The organism is bacterium, from assembly GCA_021372775.1.
Lineage (GTDB): Bacteria > Acidobacteriota > Polarisedimenticolia > J045 > J045 > JAJFTU01.
In genome coordinates this window covers 1-17,271 of record JAJFTU010000402.1, presented here as the reverse complement: position 1 = coordinate 17,271, position 17,271 = coordinate 1, and the positions used below count along the sequence as shown (strand labels likewise).

Here is a 17,271-nt window from a genome sequence, read left to right as displayed (position 1 = left end):
ACGATGGAAACGACCATCCCTCGCGGCCTCTGCCAGTGCGGGTGCGGACAGAAGACCACGATCGCCGCACAGAGCAGCACTCGCCTCGGCTACATCAAGGGCGAGCCGAAGCCCTACGTTCTCGGTCACGGACCTCAGACGAGGCCGGCTCTGACCGAGGCCCCGCTGTGCGCCTGCGGCTGTGGACAGGTCTTGCCGCTCGCCAAGTACCGCTCACATCAGGCGATTTACGTTCACGGGCACAATCCTTCGGCGGTTCTCGTCCGCGAGAACATCGTCAAGCGGTTCTGGGCCAGGGTCAGGAAGACGGACGCTTGCTGGGAATGGACCGGCTCAACTCGGCACTTCGGTCATGGGCACCTGAACGTATCCGGTCGCCGCGTCCTGGCGCATCGCTTCTCATGGGAACTCGCCAACGGGCCAATACCGCCCGGTCTGCAAATCAACCACCACTGCGACAATCCGCCCTGTGTGCGCCCGGACCATCTCTATCTCGGGACCCAGGCGGATAACACTCGTGACCGCGTCGAGCGCGGGCGGTCGCGCGGTGGTCGGCGTCCATCGGCGAGGAGGAGCGCATGACGCACGAAATAGTCGCGATCGGAGACTTACACCTCCAGAGCACGCATCCGCGCAATCAGGCGCGGCTCGACGCGCTCGACGCGGTCATCAATGATGGGCTTGCGCTGCCAGCCCTCGCGGCGTGGGTGCTCCTTGGCGACCTGTTCCACGGACGCTCTTCGCCGGCCGACCGCGCCGCCCTTGCTGAACGGTTGCAGCGGATGGCTACCGCAGCACCCGTCTGCGCGCTGGTCGGGAATCACGAACAGACCGGGGACACCACGATCTTCTCGAAGCTCTCGGCCGCGTGGCCGATTGCCGTCGCCGACCAGCCCATCGTCATCCAACTTCCAACTCCGACCAGCGCAATCCTGACCGTCGCCTGCCTGCCGTACCCGTCGCGCGGGGGATTGATTGCCGCCGGCACAACCGCGGATCAGACGCTACAAGTCGGCGACGAGTACCTCCGCGACATCCTGCGGAGCTTCGGGGTTGGCCTCGCGGGCGCGGCCCTGCCTCTGTTCGCCGGACACATCAACATCGGCGGGGCCGTCGTCTCGTCCGGCCAACCGAATATCGGGCGCGAGTTAGAACTCGACGTCGCGGCGCTCGATCTGCTCGGCGACGTGCCGAAGGTTCTGGGGCACATCCACGCTCCTCAAGAGATCGGCGGCGCGTGGTACGCGGGGTCGATCTGCCCGATGGACTTCGGCGAGCACGAGGCAAAGAGGACCGTAGTAATTCGATACACCGATGATCGGGGAGCCTGGGAACATGAACTCGAGTCTCGTCCGGTCGACACACCGCGCCTCTTCCGGGCGCGCGGCGTCCTGAGCCGCGAAGGCTTCACACTCGAACCGAGCGCCGACTATCCAGAGTCGTGGGCCGGCTGTGAAGTCAAGGTGACGTACACGTTCGCGGCCTCCGAGCGCGAAGTTCTCGACCACGCCAGCGTGCGCGCCCGCTTCGCCGACGCGCTCCGCCTCGAGGTCGAGCCGGTCGCCGTGCCCGACCGCGCGCTGCGCGCGCCGGAAGTCGCCGCGGCGCACACCCTGCCGGACAAGCTCAAGGCGTGGGGCAACGTCTCCAACGCGGCCATCACCGACGGCGTCCTGGCCAAGCTCGGCGCGCTCGAGCACCAGGACCCGGCGCAGATCATCGCCGACGTGACGAGCCGGCTGTCCGCGCTCGAGACGCTGGCCCGGCAGGAGGTGTCCCATGCGGCTTGAAGCTCTCACCGTCAAGGGCATCCTCCGCTTCGCCGACGAGGTTGTGATCGACTTCCGCGCACTCCCGACCGGCCTCGTGGCGCTCGTCGGGCCGAACGGCGCCGGCAAGAGCACGCTACTCGAGGCGCCCCTGGCCGCGCTCTACCGCCGGTTCGCGTCGCGCGACGGCGAGATTGTGGACTACGCGCACGACCGCGACTCGTTCGTTGAGGCTGTCTTCTCGTTCGATGACGGCGCCCGCTATCACGCCCGCCTCAACGTGGACGGAGTCCGGCGGCTGTCCGAAGCCGTCCTGTCGCGCGAGACGGTCGACGGCGCAATGGACCCGGTCAATGACGGGAAAGTGAGCACCTACGACATCGCGGTTGCCGAAGCCTTCCCGCGGCTCGACGTCCTTCTCGCCTCGGCCTTCGCCAGCCAGAACCGGGCCGGCTCGTTCGTCACGCTGGACCGCAAGGGCCGGAAGCAGCTTTTCGCCACGCTGCTCGGCCTCGACCACTACGAGGCGATGGCCGACATCGCGCGCAAGGCGGCCAGCCTCGCCGAGACGAGCCGGAACAAGCTGGTCGTGCTGCGGGACTTCCTGCAGGGGCAGACGGGGCCGGAACAGGGCCAGGCTCTCGCCGATGAGATGACGAGAATCACCGCCTGCGGCGTCGCGGCGGTCGGTCGACAGACCGAGCTGAGGGCGGCCATCGCCGACGCCGAGGCGCAGCTCGCCACGGTCGCCGACCAGGCCGCCGCCTACGCCCTCGCCAACCAGCGGGTGCAGGTCGTCGAACGCGAGCACTTGGGCGCCCTGGCCACGGTCGATCGGCTGTCCACCTCCCGTTCGGCGCTCGACGGCGCGCTCACGCTCGAGCGGCGACGGATCGAAGTCACCCGCAACCGCGCCATCGTCGACCTCGACGCGCGCCAGGCCAAGAGCGGCCGGACGCTCGAGGACGAGCGCGCGGCCATCGACGCGAAGCTCACGGCCGCGCTGCAGGAGCTCGACGGGCGCCTCAAGAACAACCGGGACCTCGTCGCGATGGCCGACACGATCCGCGCCGCCGTAAAGCGGGCGGCCGACCTTGCGGTCATCCTCGCCGATGAGGCCCGGGTCCAGCAGAACTTACGAGACGCCATCACGGCGATCGACACCAGAGACCGGGACGTGCTCGTGCCCAACCTCGCCAAGGGCCAGCGGGCACAGCAGGACTGCCAGCGGGCCGAGGCCGACTGCGCGCTGCTCGGAAAGGTGCCGTGCGGCGGAGCGGGCGAGTTCGCCGCGTGTCAGTTCTTGGTCAACGCCAAGGCGGCCGAGGCCAAGATCCCAGACCTCAAGACCGCGGCGGCCGCCGTCCCGACGGCAGAGGCCGAGCGGCGGCGCGTGGCGGCAGAGCGGGCCGACCTCAGGGGCAAGCTCGACATCTCCATCGCGGCGCAGGCGAAGCTCGCGCTCGAGCGCAACGACCTGCTCGAGACCGTGAAGCTCGAGCCGAAACTCGCCGCGGCCGAAGCGCGCATCCACGAGCTGCAGCAGCAGCGCATCGAGACGACGGCGACGGCCGAGGCTGATATCAAGGCCGCCGAGATGCGCGCCGCCGACCGCGCCGAGGACATCGGCGCCGATCGGATCGGTGCCCAGGACCGCTACGAAGAGGAACTCGGCAACGTCAATGATCGAGCCGCCAGCGCACGGGCCAAGCTGGACGCCGAGGTCGCGGCGGCCGAGGCGGCACTCGTTGTCGCGGCCGGCCAGTACGTCGCGGCCAAGGATGCGCTCGCCGCCACGGCCGCCGGGAACCAGCAGGCGGCGACGCTCCAAGCGACCCTGACCGGCCTCCGCGCCCGGTGGGACGAGACCACCCGCGCCCTGGCCGACGTCGACGCCGCCGAGCGGGCGCTGGCGCAGCACCGAGCCGACCTGACCGCACGCCGGGCGGACCTCGCCGACGTCTCCACGCGCCTCACGGCCATCGACACCGAACTACTGGAGTGGCAGACGCTCGCCAAGGCGCTCGGGCGGGACGGCCTGCCGGTCCTCGAAATCGACGCGGCCGGCCCGACGGTCACGGCCTTTGCCAACGACCTGCTCACGTCCTGCTACGGGCCGAGGTTCTCGGTGGAGCTCGTCACCCAGGAGGCCAAGGCGTCAGGCAAGGGCGTCAAGGAGAGTTTCGAAGTCAAGGTGCTCGACAACGAGCGGGGCGGCGACGCGCGGGACCTCGGCGACCTCTCCGGCGGCGAACAGATCGTCGTGGACGAAGCCCTCAAGAACGCCATCAGCCTCTACATCAACACGCGGAACGGCAACCCGATCCGGACCTGCTGGCGCGACGAGACGACGGGCCCGCTCGACCCGGAGAACGCTTCGCGCTACGTGCCGATGCTCCGCCGCGTGCTCGAGGTGGGCGGGTTCGAGCGGATCTACTTCATCAGCCACAACGCCGACGCGGCGGCGATGGCCGACGCGCAACTGCGGTTCGAGGACGGCCGCGTGACGGTCGCGCTGCCGCCCTACGCGGACTGAGGCCCCCATGCCCTCGAAAACTGTCCGCATCCTCGTGAACGGCGCACGCGGCTCGAGACGCCGCGGCGCGAGCGAGTGCCGTGGCTGCCAGCGCGCGATCTGGTGGTGCGCCACCGAGGCGGGACGGCCGATCCCGTTCGACGAGGCGCCGGAAGTGCTCGAGCACGACGGCGATGTCGAGGTGGTCTCGGCGGACCTCGTGCATTGGCGGACCTGCGAGAAACGCGACGACTTCAAGCGGCCGAAACCCGCCCCGGAGCCGCCTCCGGAGCGACGACTCTACGAGGACTAGCGGCCGACCCGCCCGCTGCCACAGCGGGGCGTAGATCCAGCGCCGACCGGGAGAGCGGCGCCGGGGCCTGACAGGCGCGGCGGTGTGTAACCGCCCGGCTCGGCTCAGGAGAATGACGATGACCTTCCTATTTTGGCTGGCAGCCATCGGGGCAACGCTTCTGCTGCTGTGCGTGCGTGCGCAACACACGGACATCAAGCGACTGCGCGGGTGGGTGAAGGCGCAGACCACGGCCTACTTCGAGATGGTGGACGCGCATCAGCGGGCCAGCGTGGCGTTCGGTCGGCTCCTGGACCAGGCCAAGCTTGAACTGGCTCAGACCAAGTACGACCTGGCCGCCGCGCACAAGGACCTCGAGGCGCTGATGACGACGCAAGGCGGCCGCCGGATGATGCCCTGCTCGAAGTGCGGGCGTCCCGTCGCCGTCACGAAGGACGGCCGGCCCTACGCGCGGCACGTGTGCCGCGAGTCGGCGCCCACGTTGACAGCGGCCGTCGCCGGACCGGACCCGGCCTGTCCGAATAGCGTGCTGCCCCCGCCCCCTCCGGACACCAGCGCCGCGCCGGACGCGAGGCTGCTGTGAACCTCGCCGACCTCTTCACGGTCGGCGTTTGGGGCGTGCTGGCCGCCTGCGCGCTGGCGGTGATCATCATCGACTGGCCCAAGGTGCTGCGGCGGAGGGCGGGGCGGTGACGCGCCTCCGCTCGCTCTGGCTGCTCGTCGGCGTGCCGGTCTTCGTCGCGCTTCTGATTGGGTCGAAGTGGTTGGAGGACGCCGCGGGGCGATTCCGGTGGAGGCTCCAATGACGACCGAAGCACTCGTCCAGGCTGACGGCTACGTGCTCCGCGCCCCGATCTGGCGTGGCGACAAGTCCGACCCGCGCACGCTCATCGGCGACGACGTCTACGCCTGCAACTTCGGGCGAGCGTCGCGCCCGCACCCGCTCGAAGAGGCCGGCCGGTTCCACGCGCCGGGCAACGTCGGGCTCTCTCAGATGGTCAAGAGCACCCGCGCGCAGGCCGACGCCTACGCCCGGGCCGTCCAGCGGGCGTCCATCGCCGAGGCGCAGACGCGGCGCGTGGCGGTGACGGCGTGAGGCTATCCGTGGTTCCGGTGTCGTTCGACGAGGCGTGCGCGTTCGTCCGTCAACACCACCGGCACCACCAGCCGCCCGTGCGCGTGAAGTTCTCTATCGCGTGCGCGGCCGGCGAGACCGTGGTCGGAGTGGCGATGGTGGGGCGGCCCGTCGCGCGGATGCTCGATGACGGCTGGACATTGGAAGTGACGCGGGTAGCGACGGACGGCACGCCGCACGCTTGCAGTTGCCTCTACGCGGCAGCTTGGCGAGCGGCAAGGGCGATGGGATACCGGAAGGTCGTCACCTACATCCTCGACACCGAGCCGGGTACAAGTCTCAGGGCGGCCGGTTGGAAGTTGGTCGGCCAGGTGCGCGGGCGCTCATGGTCGTGCGAGTCGCGGCCCCGCGTAGACAAGCACCCGCTGCAGGGAAAACTGCGATGGGAGATGTCCGCGTGAGCCACCTGCCGCTCTTCGAAGAACGCCTCGAGCGTGAGTTCCTGGCGTTCCACGAGGCGAACCCGCACGTGTACCGCAAGCTCGCCGAGCTCGCGGTGGCCGCCAAGGCGACAGGCCGCGGCCACTTCGGCATCGGCGCGCTCTTCGAGCGCCTCCGTTGGTGGAGTCGGTTTGAGACCGACGGCACCGACCCCTTCAAGTTGAACAACAACTACCGCGCGTTCTACGCGCGCCTGCTCATGCGGGACTACCCGGAGTTGGCCGGATTCTTCGAAACCCGCTCGAGCGTGGCAGACGGAGAGGCCGCGTGATTCAGCTCGTCGTCGCGGACGCTCGGCGCTTGCCATTCCCTGACGCTTCAGCGCAGACATGCATTACATCGCCGCCGTACTACGGACTGCGGGACTACGGCACGGCGACATGGGAAGGCGGCGATCCCAAGTGCGATCACCGGCAGGAGCAAATCAGAACCAGGGGCAGAGGACGCGACAGGGCCGCGAGCGGCGGGACGTTCCACGACTCTCCAGCCGTTGAGCCGGCGCTTGGCCTACCGTACCGCGAATTGTGCGCCAAGTGCGGGGCTGTTCGCATCGATCGCCAGATCGGCCTTGAGCGCACGCCCGAGGAATACGTTGCCACGCTGGTGGAGTGCTTCCGCGAAGTGCGGCGCGTGCTGAAGGATGACGGGACGCTGTGGCTGAATCTGGGGGACAGTTACGCGACAGGCGGCGGTTCGGTAGGCGAGCGCCCGGGCGGCGGCAAGCAAGGCGAGTCTTGGCGGTTGCGTGGGTTGATGACGCCGCCGAACCGGATGCCCCTGCCAGGTCTCAAGCCAAAGGACCTCATCGGCATCCCGTGGCGCGTGGCCTTCGCGCTGCAAGCGGACGGCTGGTATCTGCGCTCGGATGTGATCTGGTCGAAGCCCAACCCGATGCCTGAGTCGGTAACAGACCGGCCGACGAAGGCGCACGAACACCTGTTCCTCCTGGCGAAGTCGGAACGGTACTACTACGACAAAGCCGCGATCTGCGAGCCCTACCACGCGGCCACGCTGAAGCGCGGGCGCAGCATCCGACAAGTCGCAGCGGACGGCCATAAGACGTATCGGTTCAACGGCGAACCGTTGGACGCCGAGAGCGTGAAGCGTGGCCGGAACGCTCGCACCGTCTGGACGATCCCGACCTGCTCCTACCGCGGCTCACACTTCGCGGTGATGCCCGAGGCGCTGGTCGAGCCGTGCATCCTCGCCGGCAGCCGGCCCGGTGACACCGTGCTGGACCCGTTCTGCGGCACGGCGACAGTCGGGCGCGTGGCGCTGAGACACGGGCGCCGGTTTCTCGGCGCGGACATCAACCCGAAGTACTTGGACGAACTGGCACGCGAGCGCACAAGCAATCTACAGCTCGCGCTACGGGAGGTGGCGTCATGGTGATTGTGGGGGTCGACCCGGGCCCCGAGACCAGCGGCTACGTCGTGTGGGACCACGCCGAGCCGAAGGTCCTCGAGTCCGGCACGGCCATCAAGAACGACGTCCTGCTCCGCGCCATCCTGCCGCGGTCGCTGCGCCTGCAGCAGCAGCACGCGCTGGTCATCCTCGCGATCGAGCGGGCCCAAGCCCTCGGCCGGCCGGCCGGCCGGGCGCTGCTCGACACCGTGTTCTTCTCGGGCCAGGTCGCGGAGTACTGGCGCCTGGCCGGCGGGCGGGACCCGTTCCTCGTCGAGTTCGGGGACGTCTCCCGCTACTTCTGCCACTCCCGCCACGCGAAAGAGTCCTACATCCGGCAGACCCTGCTCGACCGCTTTGGCGCGCCGGGCACGAAGAAGAAACCGGGCGCGTTCTACGGTGTGCACGGGCACGCCTGGTCCGCCCTGGCGCTGGCCGTGGCCGTCGCCGACAGCGTCGCCTGCCCCGAAGATGTCGACGGCATCCTGAAACGCAACCCTGGCAAGGAGGACAACGACGATGAGAACGCGCAAGCCGAAGGGCCCGAAGAAGGTCAACTACCGGATCATCGACCCGAAGAGTGACGCGGGCGTCCGCCTCTACGGCTTCCTCAAGGAGCTGCGCGACGCCTTCCACGAGGACCTCGCGAAGGCGCGCGTCGCGCTCGCGTGGGCGACCGGCTGGAAGCCCGACGTCGACGGCCGCGTCACGCTCGGCCGCCTGAAGAGGGCGAGTGACCTCGACCGCGAGTTCGCCGCCTACGACTTCGTGCTCCTGCTCAACCGCCAGTTCATCGAGGACGCCGGCGTCAGCGACGCGCAGCGCAAGGCGCTCATCGACCACGAGCTCTGCCACGGCGCGATGAAGTACGACAAGACGACCGGCGAGCCCGAGGTGGACGAGCGCGGCCGGCAGATGTACCGCCTCCGGCGGCACGACCTCGAGGAGTTCGCCGAGATCGCGCGCCGGCACGGGTGTTGGAAGCGGGACCTCGAGACCTTCGCGGTCGCGCTGCGGCAGTCGCCGCAGCAGGCGCTGCCGCTCGACGAGAAGAAGGACGGCAAGGCGGCGTAGGAGCGGCCCGGACACCAATGGACGACAACGACATTCGGATAGAGCTGAAGTTGAAGAACGCTCGGCTCTATCACCTCATCTTCGATGAGTTCGTCAGCGTGGCAGCCTTCTGCCGGGCGCGGGGATTCTCGTGCACGCAAATTGGCGCTCTGCTTGCGTTCAAGAAGAGCCCCTACTACGAACGGCGGGATTCTAAGAAAAAGAGGCGCGGGCCCCTGTTGCGAAGGACGGCGGTTCGGCTCTGCGAACTTGGCGCTTACTCCCCCGAAGACCTGTTCCCACCAGAATTGTACCGGCACGCGATGCCGGTGCATGTGGCGCTGGAATTCCCTTCTGACCGTTTCCTGCCTCTAGCTGCCGCACCGCGCCAGAGATTGCTGGTTGCGCCGACGGCTGAGGCGTCGCTTGCCGAGGAGGAGTTGTTGGCCGCGCTGGCGGGAGCCCTTGACTCCATCCCGCCACGCGAGCGCCAAGTCGTTGAGTGGCGGTACGGACTGAATGGAGAGAGCCCCAAAACGCTTCGGGAGGTCGGCCTGTTGCTCAAAGTGACGCCCGAGTACATACGGCAAGTGGAACACCGCGCCTTGCGGCGACTCCGTCACCCTTCGAGGAGCCGAGGCCTGCGTGCCTTCATCGACGTCGGGCGGCCCCCGACCGACAAACTGGAACCATGACTACCGCCGCACCAACATCGAACATCAGCCACGCCGAGCTCGAGCGGCTTCGGGCCGACGTGGCGTTCTGGAAGGGCAAGGCGCAGCTCTGGGCCGCCCAGGTGGCCGACGTGAAGCTGAAGAACCGGCGCCTCGCGGGCATCATCCGGAGGCTGCGAGCGAAGAGGAGTGCGGCACGATGATCTACCACCCTCGTCCCTACCAAGCGTCGGCGATTGCCGCCGGCGTCTCGTACCTGACCGACCCGGCGCTGAAGGGGCGCCACGGCCTCATCGTGGCGCCCACGGGCTCGGGCAAGAGCCTCCTGGCGGCCAACATCGCCCTTGCCCTGCCCGGGCCGTGCGTCGTGTTCCAGCCGTCCAAGGAACTGATCGAGCAGAACGCCGGCAAGCTCCGCGCCTACGGCTACGAGCCGGCGGTCTGGTCCGACTCGATGGGCTGCCGGGAGCGCGGGCGCGTCACGCTCGCCACCATCGGCAGCGTCGTGCGGCATATCGAGGCCTTCCACGACGTCGAGTTCATCCTCGTCGACGAGTGCCACCTGGTCAACGCCAAGGGCGGGATGTACCACGACTTCATCCGGCTGATGGCGCACGCGCGCTGCCTCGGGCTCACGGCCACGCCCTACCGGCTCGCCAGCAACTCCTTCGGCGCCTGTCTGCGGTTCCAGACGCGCACGCGGCCGCGCCTGTTCACCGACGTCGTGCACGTCACCCAGATCGGCGACCTCTCGCGGGACGGCTACCTCGCGCCCGTCGATTACCGGGTCAAGCCCGCGATCGAGCGGACGCGACTCAAGTACAACACCACGGGCGGCGATTTCACGGACGAGTCCATCCGAGACGAGTTCGAGCGCAGCGGCTTTGCGGGGAAGCTCGAGGCCGAGGTGCTGTCGCTCGCCCAGGAAGGCCGGCGGCACATTCTGGTGTTCACGCGATTCCAGGCCGAGGCCGAGGAGATCACGCGGCGACTCTTCGCCGCCGGCGTCTCGTCGGCGGTTGTGACAGCCGACACCCCTGACCGTGAGCGGGCCGGGCTCGTCGAGGCGTTCCGTCACGGGGGGTTCCAGGTCGTCGCGAACGTCAACGTGCTCTCGACCGGGTTCGACTTCCCGGCGCTCGACACGGTCGTCCTGGCGCGGCCGTCGCTGTCCCTGGCGGTCTACTACCAGCAGGTCGGGCGCGCCATCCGGCCGGCGCCGGACAAGGTCTCTGCGGTCGTCCTGGACCTGGTCGGGCTCTCGACGCAATTCGGGCCGATCGAGCGCCTGAGCCTCGAGCGCACCGGCAAGAAGCACGACCTGTGGGCGGTCTTCTCGGGCGACCGGCAGCTCACCAACGTCTCCTTCGGCCAGGACGACAAGCGGAAGCGGAAGGCGGCGTTCTGGGGCGGGCGCCGCGGCGGGAAGGCCGCGGCCGCGCGGGGCCCCGCGGAGGCGTTCCGATGGTGACCCCCGACGCGATGGTCACGGTCACCGTCGGCTACGTCGTGACGGCCGTGGTCTACCTCGTCGTGGTGGTCGGCTGGATGGTGTGGCGCGAGCAGCGCACCCGTCGAGCGTGGCGGCGGTTCAGGCGGCAGCAGCAGGTGGACTAATTTTCGCGGCCTCGGCTGAAAGTAGTCCAGGGCCACCAGGGACTCCTCATCATGTGGGCGAAGATTGACGACTCGGCACCCGACCACTTCAAGTTCATCCAGGCCGGCAAGCGGCTCGGTCCGGACGGCCGGCTCCTCGCGTTTGGCTTCTTCGTGTCCGGCGTGTGCTTCTCCAATCGGCACCTCACGGACGGCTACTTGCCCCTCGACGTCGTCGAGACATGGTCGAAGCGAGCCGGCACGCTGGCCTCCGCGCTGGTCTCGGTCGGCCTCTGGGACCGGGCTGACGGCGGATTTCAGATTCACGACTTCCACGACTACAACCCGGCCTCAGACGAGGTTCAGGCCCGTCGCGAGAAGGACCGTGCGCGCAAGGAAACCGAACGGAGAGAACGACTTGGGCTGAAACCTCGGGTCGGTGTTCCGCGCAGAGTCCGCACAGAGTCCGAGCGGAGTCCACAAGGACACATTGCGGAGTCCGAGCGGAGTCCTGAGTTCCGCGCGCCCGCGGGCGCGAGTACCGTACCCGGCCCGGCCCGGCCCGACCACGTAAGAGACAAGAACGGTGGCGCTGGCGCGCCACGATTTCCACAGCCTGTGGAAAAGTCCCCGGGCGAACCGGAGGAACCCGGAGCCTCCGGTCCGGAGATTCCGGAGATTCCGGAGGCTCCGACCAGGCGGCGGACGCGAGAGCGGCCGAAGGTCCGCACCATCGCCGCCGTCATCCGGCGTGAGGGCATCCGGGTCGACGTCTTCGACGGCCACGACGAGGGCGACATCGTCGAGGAGGTCAAGAGCTGGTGCGCCAACTACCAGGTGCCCTACGACCGCGAGAGCGTGAACAAGGCCATCGACTCGGAGCGGGTGAAGCGCAAGCACCGGGGATTCAAACCGATTGAGTCCGCAAATGACGACGTGACGGACGCGGACCTGGACCGCACGGCCTAGCCGGGCTGGTGACGAACAATGACCAAAGCAGTCGACAACCCGCTGTCCCCCGCTGACCGGGCCGCGCTGTGCCAGAGGCTCAACGCGATAGCCGATGACCGTCAGCAGATGGCCGACTGGCAGCGTGGCTATCTGCTGGACCGTGAGCGCGCGGCCATCACCGAGGCGCAAGCCGCCGACCTCCGCCTCGCCGCCTCCGCGCTGTCGGCCGCCCCGCCGGGCGAGACGGGGGAGATCGCGGCTGTCGTCGCCAAGCTTCAGCGCGTGCGGCAGACGCTTGGGCTGTGGGCCTACGCGCCGCTAGACCCAGCGTATGACAACTCATTAGCGAAGGCGGTTGCCGCCGTCATCCTCGACTGCGAGCACGCCGCCTCGGCCCTGTCATCGCTTCAGCGGGAGCGGGACTTGGCCTTGCGTGGCTGCAAGATGACGATGGTGACGACCCCAGACGGCGAGTGCGTGGCCGCGCCCTGCGCCATCAGCGGGTGTCAATACCGCGAAGTCGAGCGGTTGGAAGCCGCGCTCGCCGCCGCGCTGGCCTCGCTCCAAACCGCGAAGGACACCCTCTCGGTGGAATACGGCGAGCACGCCAAGACAGCGGCAGAGCGTGACGCCGCGCTGGCCCGCGCCGAGGCGTTGGAGCGGCAGTTGGCTGAGAACGCGAAGGTCGGCAGTAGTGCGATGAAGGTAGCCGATGCCGGGTTGGGCGCGGTCGCCACGCTCTACGCCGAGAACGAAGGGCTGAGGGCCGACCTTGCCCGCTTGCGCGAGGATCTGGCCGAGATGGACTGCGAGTCGCACGAGTTGGCTGACGTGCTGCGGTGTACCGCCAGCGGCACGGCGATGATCACGTCGGCACGCGCCCTGGTCAAGCGCATGGAGAAGGCCGAATCCGAGCGTGACGCGGCGCGGGAGGAGAGCCGGGCGCTGCGGGAGGCGCTGAGGGCCATCGCATACGGGGGACGCACGCCGGACAACGATCCGGTTTACACGCTACAGGCCATCGCCAAAGCCGCCCTATCGCCCGCGCCCGAGGGGGAGCGGGAGACGAAGCCGCCGGGCCGCACGGAGATCGAGTTCACGCTGGCCGAGGTCGAGCGGCTTCACGAAGCGGCCAAGGTCTTCATCGACACCCACGACATGGAGCCTGATGACACCGTGACTGTTGTGAAGGGCGGCCTGGAGCACCACAGCGGGGCCGGGCTCTACGTCTTCGACAGCGACTACCCGGATGAAGGGTCGATATTCCTCGGGGACGCCGCCCTGGAACCGGGCGGGGAGGAAGCAAAATGACGATCACCACCTTCACGGTCGAGGTCCAGCACGCCTCGGACGTAGAGCCGCGCCCGTCACGGCTCATGGAGCTCGTCGCGGAGCGTCTCTGGCAAGAGCCGCGCGTCGATGGCGTCGAGTACCGGCTCGTTAAGACGCGCGAGGTGCGCGGCGCGAAGCCGCTCAGCCCCACGCGGAAAGGGGGCATCCATGCCTGACCAACCGGGGCACGACGCGGCGGCACGGCTGCTGGCCGATGTGACCGCGCAGCGGATGACTGGCGATTTCTCGCTGTCATGGGACGAACAGATCGCCCTCATCCGCTCCGCGCTGGACGCCGCCCGCCTAGAGGGGGCGAGGGAAACCCTCGACATCGTGGCGGGCCTGAAGCCCACTCGGTTCCTGTGCGGGCTTTCGATGGCCGGCTACCGCGAGGCCATCGCGGACGTGAAAGCGGTCCTGAAGCAGCGCGGGGAGGCCGGGACGTAACGAGTTGGCCGGGCGCATGGCTCGCGCGGTCTGGCTGACCCCGCAAGGAGCCTCGGGTGTTCCGAGGTGGGAGCCGTGCGCCCGGCCCTGTCGGCGAGGTAGCCCCGATGATCGACCTGGTCTCCCGTCCCGTCGTGCGCCTCGAGCCGCCCTACGCGATTCTGGCGTGCGGCCACAAGAAGCGCATCGGGCGCAACACGGCGATCGGCGTGCACTACCGCTGCCAGCCCTGCGAGTGGAAAAGCACGGTCAAGGGAAAGCTGAAACCCTGTTCGCATCACAGCCAGGCGTAGGAGACCCAGATGTCACAGGTCGATGGACCACTCCAGAAGTTGAAGGTGACGCACTTCTGCCAGGACTGGCCAAGCGGGCTGGTTGACGCCGAGCAGTTGGCAGGCGCGCTCGGTATCTCGGCGAGCCGAATCACCGAGTTGGCCGACGCGGGGTACTGGCCCCACTTTCGGTGCGAAGGTGGTGCTCCGCGCTTTCGGATGAAGGAATCGAAGCAGTGGGCGGCCCGGAATCTTCTCCAACAGGTAGAGGGAAAGACGCTGCCGGTCGAGTGTCACGTGATCGCGCTTGACGCGCGGATTACGACCGACCCTCCAGTCGCGATCGCCGCGCTGCTCAACCTGATCGAGGTCCCCGCTGTGTATCTGCCGCCGGGTGTCTATTTCCTGTGCTCTGGCCAAGAAGTTGTCTACGTCGGTCAGTCGGTGTCGGTGGTGTCGCGCGTTGTCACCCATCGCGCTGGTGGTAAGAGATTCGACCGAGCCTACTTCATCCCCATCCCAGAATCCGAACTGGACACCGTGGAGGCGTTCTTCATCAAGCATCTCAATCCGGCGCTGAATGGGAACGGTGGGCGGAACAGGGACCTCACTGTTGCGGCAGAGCGAGAACTCAGCGACCGCTATCTCGGGTCGCCAGCGCCAGCGTAGGAGACCCCCATCGAGCGGCCTCGGCGCCTCGGGGAGAGGAGCGAGGGCACGCGCCCGGGACGGCGTTGAAGCCCACGCCGAGGCCGCAAGAGGGGCGGAGAGGCAACCGACCATGCCATTCAACGAGACGCTGCAATGTGAGCTTGTGAGGTCCTTCGTCGATTGTGAAGGGCACGTCGCGTGTTACTACCTGCCTTGGGACCACTGCACAGACATGACCGGAGCGGTCCGAATGGCGCAGGCGGCAGACCCTGCCGTCGACCTCATCCTGGTGGTCGCTGGTGAAGTGGTCGCCAACGTGTACGTGAAACGTGGCAAGTCATGGGCTGCGGTCCGAGTGGACCGCAGTACCGATCCGGAACTCGTGGCTCGGACCGCGAAGCTGGTCGTAGATGGCCTCGACGAGACGATCAAGACCAACGAAGCTGTCCTGCGCCGGATTCTGGCGGTGATGCTGTTCACCCCAGACGGCAGCGTGCGCCATTGACCGCGCTTACGGCGCGGCCGGGAGCTGATGGCCACTAGACTTTCCCGCTGAGTTCCTCTATTGTCCTTCGGCAGGTCCCTCTCCCCACGACCGTCCCGCCGTGCGTGTCGATGGCGCTCATCACTGAACAGAAACGGGTTCGCAATGCCGACGGGCACTCGTGCACCGTCGAGCACGTGGTCAACACCGGCACGCCGCCGCGGACGGTCTACATGCTGCCGCGGCTCGCGGGGCGCTCGCACGAGCCGCCGCCGGCGCCGACGCCGTGCCCGGACTGTGGCGTCCCGGTGACGGTGGGCTCCTGGCCGTTCTGCCCGCACGACGGCCGGCCGAACCGAGGGTGAGGATGCCGAGGTTCACCATCCCCGACTACCGCTTCAAGTTCCGGGTGTACCCGTCTTCCGCATCGGGGCTGTTCGCGAAGGTCTACGTGTTCGACACGTTTCGAGCGATGCGCGACGCCATCCGGCACATCGACCAGGCGCTACCGGCCGGCCGGCGGTGGCGCACGGTTGACCGTCGACGACTCGGCGGCCAGGTGACGCGCGTCACGCACGCGGACGCCGACGGCCGCATCCTATCCGGCGAGTTCGCCCTGATCTACCTCGCGCGCCCGGGTCTGCGCATGGGCATCATCACGCACGAGTCGGTTCATGCCGGGCTCGCGTGGATGCTCAGGCGGGGCGTAAAGATGCTCCCTCTGACGGACGACGGCAAGCCGCACGAGGAGCAACTGGCGAGCGTCGTCGACAGCATCGCGCGCCAGATTGTGACGCGCTGCGATGCGGAGGGGCTTATCCCCCGAGGGTGACACGATGGCGAAGAAACGACCCGGGCGGAAACCGAAGAAGCCGGCACGCGCAAAGCGACTCGGCCTGTCTCGCCGAGGCGGCGCCGGCGACGACGCTCGCATGTTGGCCTTCTCGCGGGAGTACCTCAAGGACTTCAACGCCGCCGCCGCCTCGATCCGGGCGGGCTACTCGCCGCGCGGCGCGAAGCAGCACGGGTACAAACTCCTGCAGAACCCAGGCGTCCTCCAGGCGATCGAAGAGGGCAAGGCGCGGCTCGCGAAGCGCACGGAGCACGAGACCGAACGGATCTCCGAGAAGCTGCGCACCATCGCCTTCCGGCCCGTGGACGTCGTCGAGGACCCGAAGCCCGCGGCGGTGATCGTGAAGGCGCTTGAGCTGCTCGGGAAGCAGGAAGGCATGTTCCCCGACCGCACGAAGCTCGAGGGCGCGATCGGCCTCGTGCCGCTCACGCCGGAGCAGGCCGCGCGACTCGACACCAAGGACCTCGAGGCGATCGTCGCGCTGGCGCGGAAGGCGAGGGGCGAGGCGTGAACATCAAGGACTTGGGCGACAACACGGCTACCGGCTGCCGCGACTACGCCGTTTCCGTTTCCAGGCATGACGTGGACCTGATGTACGGCACGGCGCGCGAAGCGGCAGAGCGCACGATCGCCGGCATCGTCGAGCGCGTGGTCTCCGACCACAAGGCCGAGGTCGAGGCCGTCATCACACCCGAACTCGTCGAGCGAGCTGTCGTGAAGGCCATCCACGACGTAATCATCGAGGGGTTCGCGGCGGTCGGGAGGCGGGTGTGAACCGCCGCGGCTTCCTCGCGTCGCTCGTCGGTCTCGCGGCTGCGGCGCTCGTGCCGTGGAAGCCGTCGCCTGCGCCGATGGGCCTGTCGATGCGTTTCGTGCGGCAGTGGGACGTGGCGCGCGTCTCGGTTGTGCGCTTCGACGTGCTTTTCGGCTACAGCGTCCTCCAACCCGAGTTGGCGTGCCGTGTGCTGGATGAGGAGCGCGTGAAAGACGAGCACTTTCTGGCCGGCGAGGCGTGGGGGGACGACTGATGGACCGCCGCCGCTTCCTCGAGATGCTCGTGGGTGGCGCGCTCGGCGCTGCGGTGACGTCGACGCTGGACGTGGACCGCCTGCTCTGGGTGCCCGGGGCGAGGCGCATCTTCCTGCCGGCGAAGCCGGCCCTGGCTTTGCACGAGTGGCTCGTCGTGGAGGAAGTCGCGGCTATTCAGCGGAGGCTGAACTTCTATCGGTCGCTCGAAGCCGACCTGCTGCAGATGACACCGCAGGCCCCGTTCCGAGTCGGCGACATCATCACCATCGCGATGCCACGTCCCTTCTCCGCCAGGGTGGTCGCGCCGTGACCCCCGACCTCGCCGCCTGGCCAGTCGCCGGGGAGGCGGTAG

28 protein-coding genes are annotated in these 17,271 nt (G+C 68.3%); all 28 read left to right on the top strand.

All coding sequences use genetic code 11. The features are described 5' to 3' along the window. The first annotated feature begins 3 nt into the window (after positions 1-3). The 28 genes from LLG88_13540 to LLG88_13405 all read left to right on the top strand — a co-directional run bounded on the left by LLG88_13540 (position 4) and on the right by LLG88_13405 (position 17,229). Positions 4-582 (top strand): HNH endonuclease, encoded by a 579-nt coding sequence (locus LLG88_13540; GenBank protein ID MCE5247931.1) that lies wholly within the window; start codon positions 4-6, stop codon positions 580-582. Then, positions 579-1,790, top strand: a complete 1,212-nt coding sequence (locus LLG88_13535; protein ID MCE5247930.1) for a metallophosphoesterase — start codon at positions 579-581, stop codon at positions 1,788-1,790. Before LLG88_13540 ends, LLG88_13535 begins: the two co-directional genes overlap by 4 nt. Further along, the gene (locus tag LLG88_13530) at positions 1,780-4,305 is read left to right on the top strand and encodes an SMC family ATPase (protein MCE5247929.1); all 2,526 of its coding nucleotides are present in this window, start codon (positions 1,780-1,782) and stop codon (positions 4,303-4,305) included. Before LLG88_13535 ends, LLG88_13530 begins: the two co-directional genes overlap by 11 nt. 7 nt (positions 4,306-4,312) lie before the next feature. Continuing rightward, positions 4,313-4,597 carry a hypothetical protein gene (locus tag LLG88_13525; protein ID MCE5247928.1) on the top strand — a complete coding sequence of 95 codons (285 nt, stop codon included), beginning with the start codon at positions 4,313-4,315 and terminating at the stop codon, positions 4,595-4,597. Between the two features lie 112 nt (positions 4,598-4,709). After that, positions 4,710-5,180: a hypothetical protein gene (locus LLG88_13520; GenBank protein ID MCE5247927.1), complete on the top strand. Its 471-nt coding sequence runs from the start codon at positions 4,710-4,712 to the stop codon at positions 5,178-5,180. 219 nt (positions 5,181-5,399) lie between these two features. Next, positions 5,400-5,693: a hypothetical protein gene (locus LLG88_13515; protein MCE5247926.1), complete on the top strand. Its 294-nt coding sequence runs from the start codon at positions 5,400-5,402 to the stop codon at positions 5,691-5,693. 17 nt (positions 5,694-5,710) lie between these two features. Further along, a complete protein-coding gene (locus LLG88_13510; GenBank protein ID MCE5247925.1) occupies positions 5,711-6,133 on the top strand; it encodes a hypothetical protein in 423 nt (140 codons plus the stop codon). Further along, complete coding sequence (locus tag LLG88_13505) at positions 6,130-6,444, top strand: hypothetical protein (GenBank protein MCE5247924.1); 315 nt, start codon at positions 6,130-6,132, stop codon at positions 6,442-6,444. Before LLG88_13510 ends, LLG88_13505 begins: the two co-directional genes overlap by 4 nt. Beyond that, complete coding sequence (locus tag LLG88_13500; protein ID MCE5247923.1) at positions 6,441-7,565, top strand: site-specific DNA-methyltransferase; 1,125 nt, start codon at positions 6,441-6,443, stop codon at positions 7,563-7,565. Before LLG88_13505 ends, LLG88_13500 begins: the two co-directional genes overlap by 4 nt. Then, on the top strand, positions 7,559-8,161 hold the full coding sequence (locus tag LLG88_13495) for a hypothetical protein (protein ID MCE5247922.1): 603 nt from the start codon (positions 7,559-7,561) through the stop codon (positions 8,159-8,161). The genes LLG88_13500 and LLG88_13495 overlap by 7 nt, the downstream gene beginning before the upstream one ends. Beyond that, entirely contained in the window at positions 8,097-8,651 is a 555-nt protein-coding gene (locus tag LLG88_13490) for a hypothetical protein (protein MCE5247921.1), read from the top strand. Before LLG88_13495 ends, LLG88_13490 begins: the two co-directional genes overlap by 65 nt. 17 nt (positions 8,652-8,668) lie before the next feature. Continuing rightward, positions 8,669-9,325 (top strand): hypothetical protein, encoded by a 657-nt coding sequence (locus tag LLG88_13485; protein MCE5247920.1) that lies wholly within the window; start codon positions 8,669-8,671, stop codon positions 9,323-9,325. Continuing rightward, positions 9,322-9,507: a hypothetical protein gene (locus LLG88_13480; GenBank protein MCE5247919.1), complete on the top strand. Its 186-nt coding sequence runs from the start codon at positions 9,322-9,324 to the stop codon at positions 9,505-9,507. The genes LLG88_13485 and LLG88_13480 overlap by 4 nt, the downstream gene beginning before the upstream one ends. Next, positions 9,504-10,775 carry a DEAD/DEAH box helicase gene (locus LLG88_13475; GenBank protein ID MCE5247918.1) on the top strand — a complete coding sequence of 424 codons (1,272 nt, stop codon included), beginning with the start codon at positions 9,504-9,506 and terminating at the stop codon, positions 10,773-10,775. Before LLG88_13480 ends, LLG88_13475 begins: the two co-directional genes overlap by 4 nt. Continuing rightward, positions 10,769-10,921, top strand: a complete 153-nt coding sequence (locus tag LLG88_13470) for a hypothetical protein (GenBank protein ID MCE5247917.1) — start codon at positions 10,769-10,771, stop codon at positions 10,919-10,921. The genes LLG88_13475 and LLG88_13470 overlap by 7 nt, the downstream gene beginning before the upstream one ends. 51 nt (positions 10,922-10,972) lie before the next feature. Continuing rightward, positions 10,973-11,869: a hypothetical protein gene (locus LLG88_13465; GenBank protein ID MCE5247916.1), complete on the top strand. Its 897-nt coding sequence runs from the start codon at positions 10,973-10,975 to the stop codon at positions 11,867-11,869. A gap of 18 nt (positions 11,870-11,887) precedes the next feature. Beyond that, complete coding sequence (locus LLG88_13460; protein ID MCE5247915.1) at positions 11,888-13,162, top strand: hypothetical protein; 1,275 nt, start codon at positions 11,888-11,890, stop codon at positions 13,160-13,162. Continuing rightward, positions 13,159-13,359, top strand: a complete 201-nt coding sequence (locus LLG88_13455) for a hypothetical protein (GenBank protein MCE5247914.1) — start codon at positions 13,159-13,161, stop codon at positions 13,357-13,359. The genes LLG88_13460 and LLG88_13455 overlap by 4 nt, the downstream gene beginning before the upstream one ends. Next, positions 13,352-13,630: a hypothetical protein gene (locus LLG88_13450; GenBank protein ID MCE5247913.1), complete on the top strand. Its 279-nt coding sequence runs from the start codon at positions 13,352-13,354 to the stop codon at positions 13,628-13,630. Before LLG88_13455 ends, LLG88_13450 begins: the two co-directional genes overlap by 8 nt. Positions 13,631-13,737: 107 nt before the next feature. Next, positions 13,738-13,923: a hypothetical protein gene (locus LLG88_13445; protein MCE5247912.1), complete on the top strand. Its 186-nt coding sequence runs from the start codon at positions 13,738-13,740 to the stop codon at positions 13,921-13,923. Positions 13,924-13,932: 9 nt separating this feature from the next. After that, on the top strand, positions 13,933-14,571 hold the full coding sequence (locus LLG88_13440) for a hypothetical protein (GenBank protein ID MCE5247911.1): 639 nt from the start codon (positions 13,933-13,935) through the stop codon (positions 14,569-14,571). A 112-nt stretch (positions 14,572-14,683) separates the two neighbouring features. Then, entirely contained in the window at positions 14,684-15,058 is a 375-nt protein-coding gene (locus LLG88_13435; protein MCE5247910.1) for a hypothetical protein, read from the top strand. Between the two features lie 110 nt (positions 15,059-15,168). Then, positions 15,169-15,402, top strand: a complete 234-nt coding sequence (locus LLG88_13430; GenBank protein ID MCE5247909.1) for a hypothetical protein — start codon at positions 15,169-15,171, stop codon at positions 15,400-15,402. A 2-nt stretch (positions 15,403-15,404) separates the two neighbouring features. Continuing rightward, positions 15,405-15,869, top strand: coding sequence for a hypothetical protein (locus LLG88_13425; protein MCE5247908.1), 465 nt, complete (start codon positions 15,405-15,407; stop codon positions 15,867-15,869). A gap of 100 nt (positions 15,870-15,969) precedes the next feature. Beyond that, complete coding sequence (locus LLG88_13420) at positions 15,970-16,401, top strand: terminase small subunit (protein ID MCE5247907.1); 432 nt, start codon at positions 15,970-15,972, stop codon at positions 16,399-16,401. Further along, positions 16,398-16,664 (top strand): hypothetical protein, encoded by a 267-nt coding sequence (locus tag LLG88_13415; protein ID MCE5247906.1) that lies wholly within the window; start codon positions 16,398-16,400, stop codon positions 16,662-16,664. Before LLG88_13420 ends, LLG88_13415 begins: the two co-directional genes overlap by 4 nt. Beyond that, positions 16,661-16,918, top strand: a complete 258-nt coding sequence (locus LLG88_13410; protein ID MCE5247905.1) for a hypothetical protein — start codon at positions 16,661-16,663, stop codon at positions 16,916-16,918. The genes LLG88_13415 and LLG88_13410 overlap by 4 nt, the downstream gene beginning before the upstream one ends. Beyond that, a complete protein-coding gene (locus LLG88_13405) occupies positions 16,918-17,229 on the top strand; it encodes a hypothetical protein (GenBank protein ID MCE5247904.1) in 312 nt (103 codons plus the stop codon). The genes LLG88_13410 and LLG88_13405 overlap by 1 nt, the downstream gene beginning before the upstream one ends. Positions 17,230-17,271: the final 42 nt, after the last annotated feature.

Bases quoted from the DNA above. Each gene is read 5' to 3' on its own strand.
- LLG88_13540 (MCE5247931.1), top strand. From the start codon at position 4: ATGGAAACGACCATCCCTCGCGGCCTCTGCCAGTGCGGGTGCGGACAG.
- LLG88_13535 (MCE5247930.1), top strand. From the start codon at position 579: ATGACGCACGAAATAGTCGCGATCGGAGACTTACACCTCCAGAGCACG.
- LLG88_13530 (MCE5247929.1), top strand. From the start codon at position 1,780: ATGCGGCTTGAAGCTCTCACCGTCAAGGGCATCCTCCGCTTCGCCGAC.
- LLG88_13525 (MCE5247928.1), top strand. From the start codon at position 4,313: ATGCCCTCGAAAACTGTCCGCATCCTCGTGAACGGCGCACGCGGCTCG.
- LLG88_13520 (MCE5247927.1), top strand. From the start codon at position 4,710: ATGACGATGACCTTCCTATTTTGGCTGGCAGCCATCGGGGCAACGCTT.
- LLG88_13515 (MCE5247926.1), top strand. From the start codon at position 5,400: ATGACGACCGAAGCACTCGTCCAGGCTGACGGCTACGTGCTCCGCGCC.
- LLG88_13495 (MCE5247922.1), top strand. From the start codon at position 7,559: ATGGTGATTGTGGGGGTCGACCCGGGCCCCGAGACCAGCGGCTACGTC.
- LLG88_13490 (MCE5247921.1), top strand. From the start codon at position 8,097: ATGAGAACGCGCAAGCCGAAGGGCCCGAAGAAGGTCAACTACCGGATC.
- LLG88_13485 (MCE5247920.1), top strand. From the start codon at position 8,669: ATGGACGACAACGACATTCGGATAGAGCTGAAGTTGAAGAACGCTCGG.
- LLG88_13480 (MCE5247919.1), top strand. From the start codon at position 9,322: ATGACTACCGCCGCACCAACATCGAACATCAGCCACGCCGAGCTCGAG.
- LLG88_13475 (MCE5247918.1), top strand. From the start codon at position 9,504: ATGATCTACCACCCTCGTCCCTACCAAGCGTCGGCGATTGCCGCCGGC.
- LLG88_13470 (MCE5247917.1), top strand. From the start codon at position 10,769: ATGGTGACCCCCGACGCGATGGTCACGGTCACCGTCGGCTACGTCGTG.
- LLG88_13465 (MCE5247916.1), top strand. From the start codon at position 10,973: ATGTGGGCGAAGATTGACGACTCGGCACCCGACCACTTCAAGTTCATC.
- LLG88_13460 (MCE5247915.1), top strand. From the start codon at position 11,888: ATGACCAAAGCAGTCGACAACCCGCTGTCCCCCGCTGACCGGGCCGCG.
- LLG88_13455 (MCE5247914.1), top strand. From the start codon at position 13,159: ATGACGATCACCACCTTCACGGTCGAGGTCCAGCACGCCTCGGACGTA.
- LLG88_13450 (MCE5247913.1), top strand. From the start codon at position 13,352: ATGCCTGACCAACCGGGGCACGACGCGGCGGCACGGCTGCTGGCCGAT.
- LLG88_13445 (MCE5247912.1), top strand. From the start codon at position 13,738: ATGATCGACCTGGTCTCCCGTCCCGTCGTGCGCCTCGAGCCGCCCTAC.
- LLG88_13440 (MCE5247911.1), top strand. From the start codon at position 13,933: ATGTCACAGGTCGATGGACCACTCCAGAAGTTGAAGGTGACGCACTTC.
- LLG88_13435 (MCE5247910.1), top strand. From the start codon at position 14,684: ATGCCATTCAACGAGACGCTGCAATGTGAGCTTGTGAGGTCCTTCGTC.
- LLG88_13430 (MCE5247909.1), top strand. From the start codon at position 15,169: ATGGCGCTCATCACTGAACAGAAACGGGTTCGCAATGCCGACGGGCAC.
- LLG88_13425 (MCE5247908.1), top strand. From the start codon at position 15,405: ATGCCGAGGTTCACCATCCCCGACTACCGCTTCAAGTTCCGGGTGTAC.
- LLG88_13420 (MCE5247907.1), top strand. From the start codon at position 15,970: ATGTTGGCCTTCTCGCGGGAGTACCTCAAGGACTTCAACGCCGCCGCC.
- LLG88_13405 (MCE5247904.1), top strand. From the start codon at position 16,918: ATGGACCGCCGCCGCTTCCTCGAGATGCTCGTGGGTGGCGCGCTCGGC.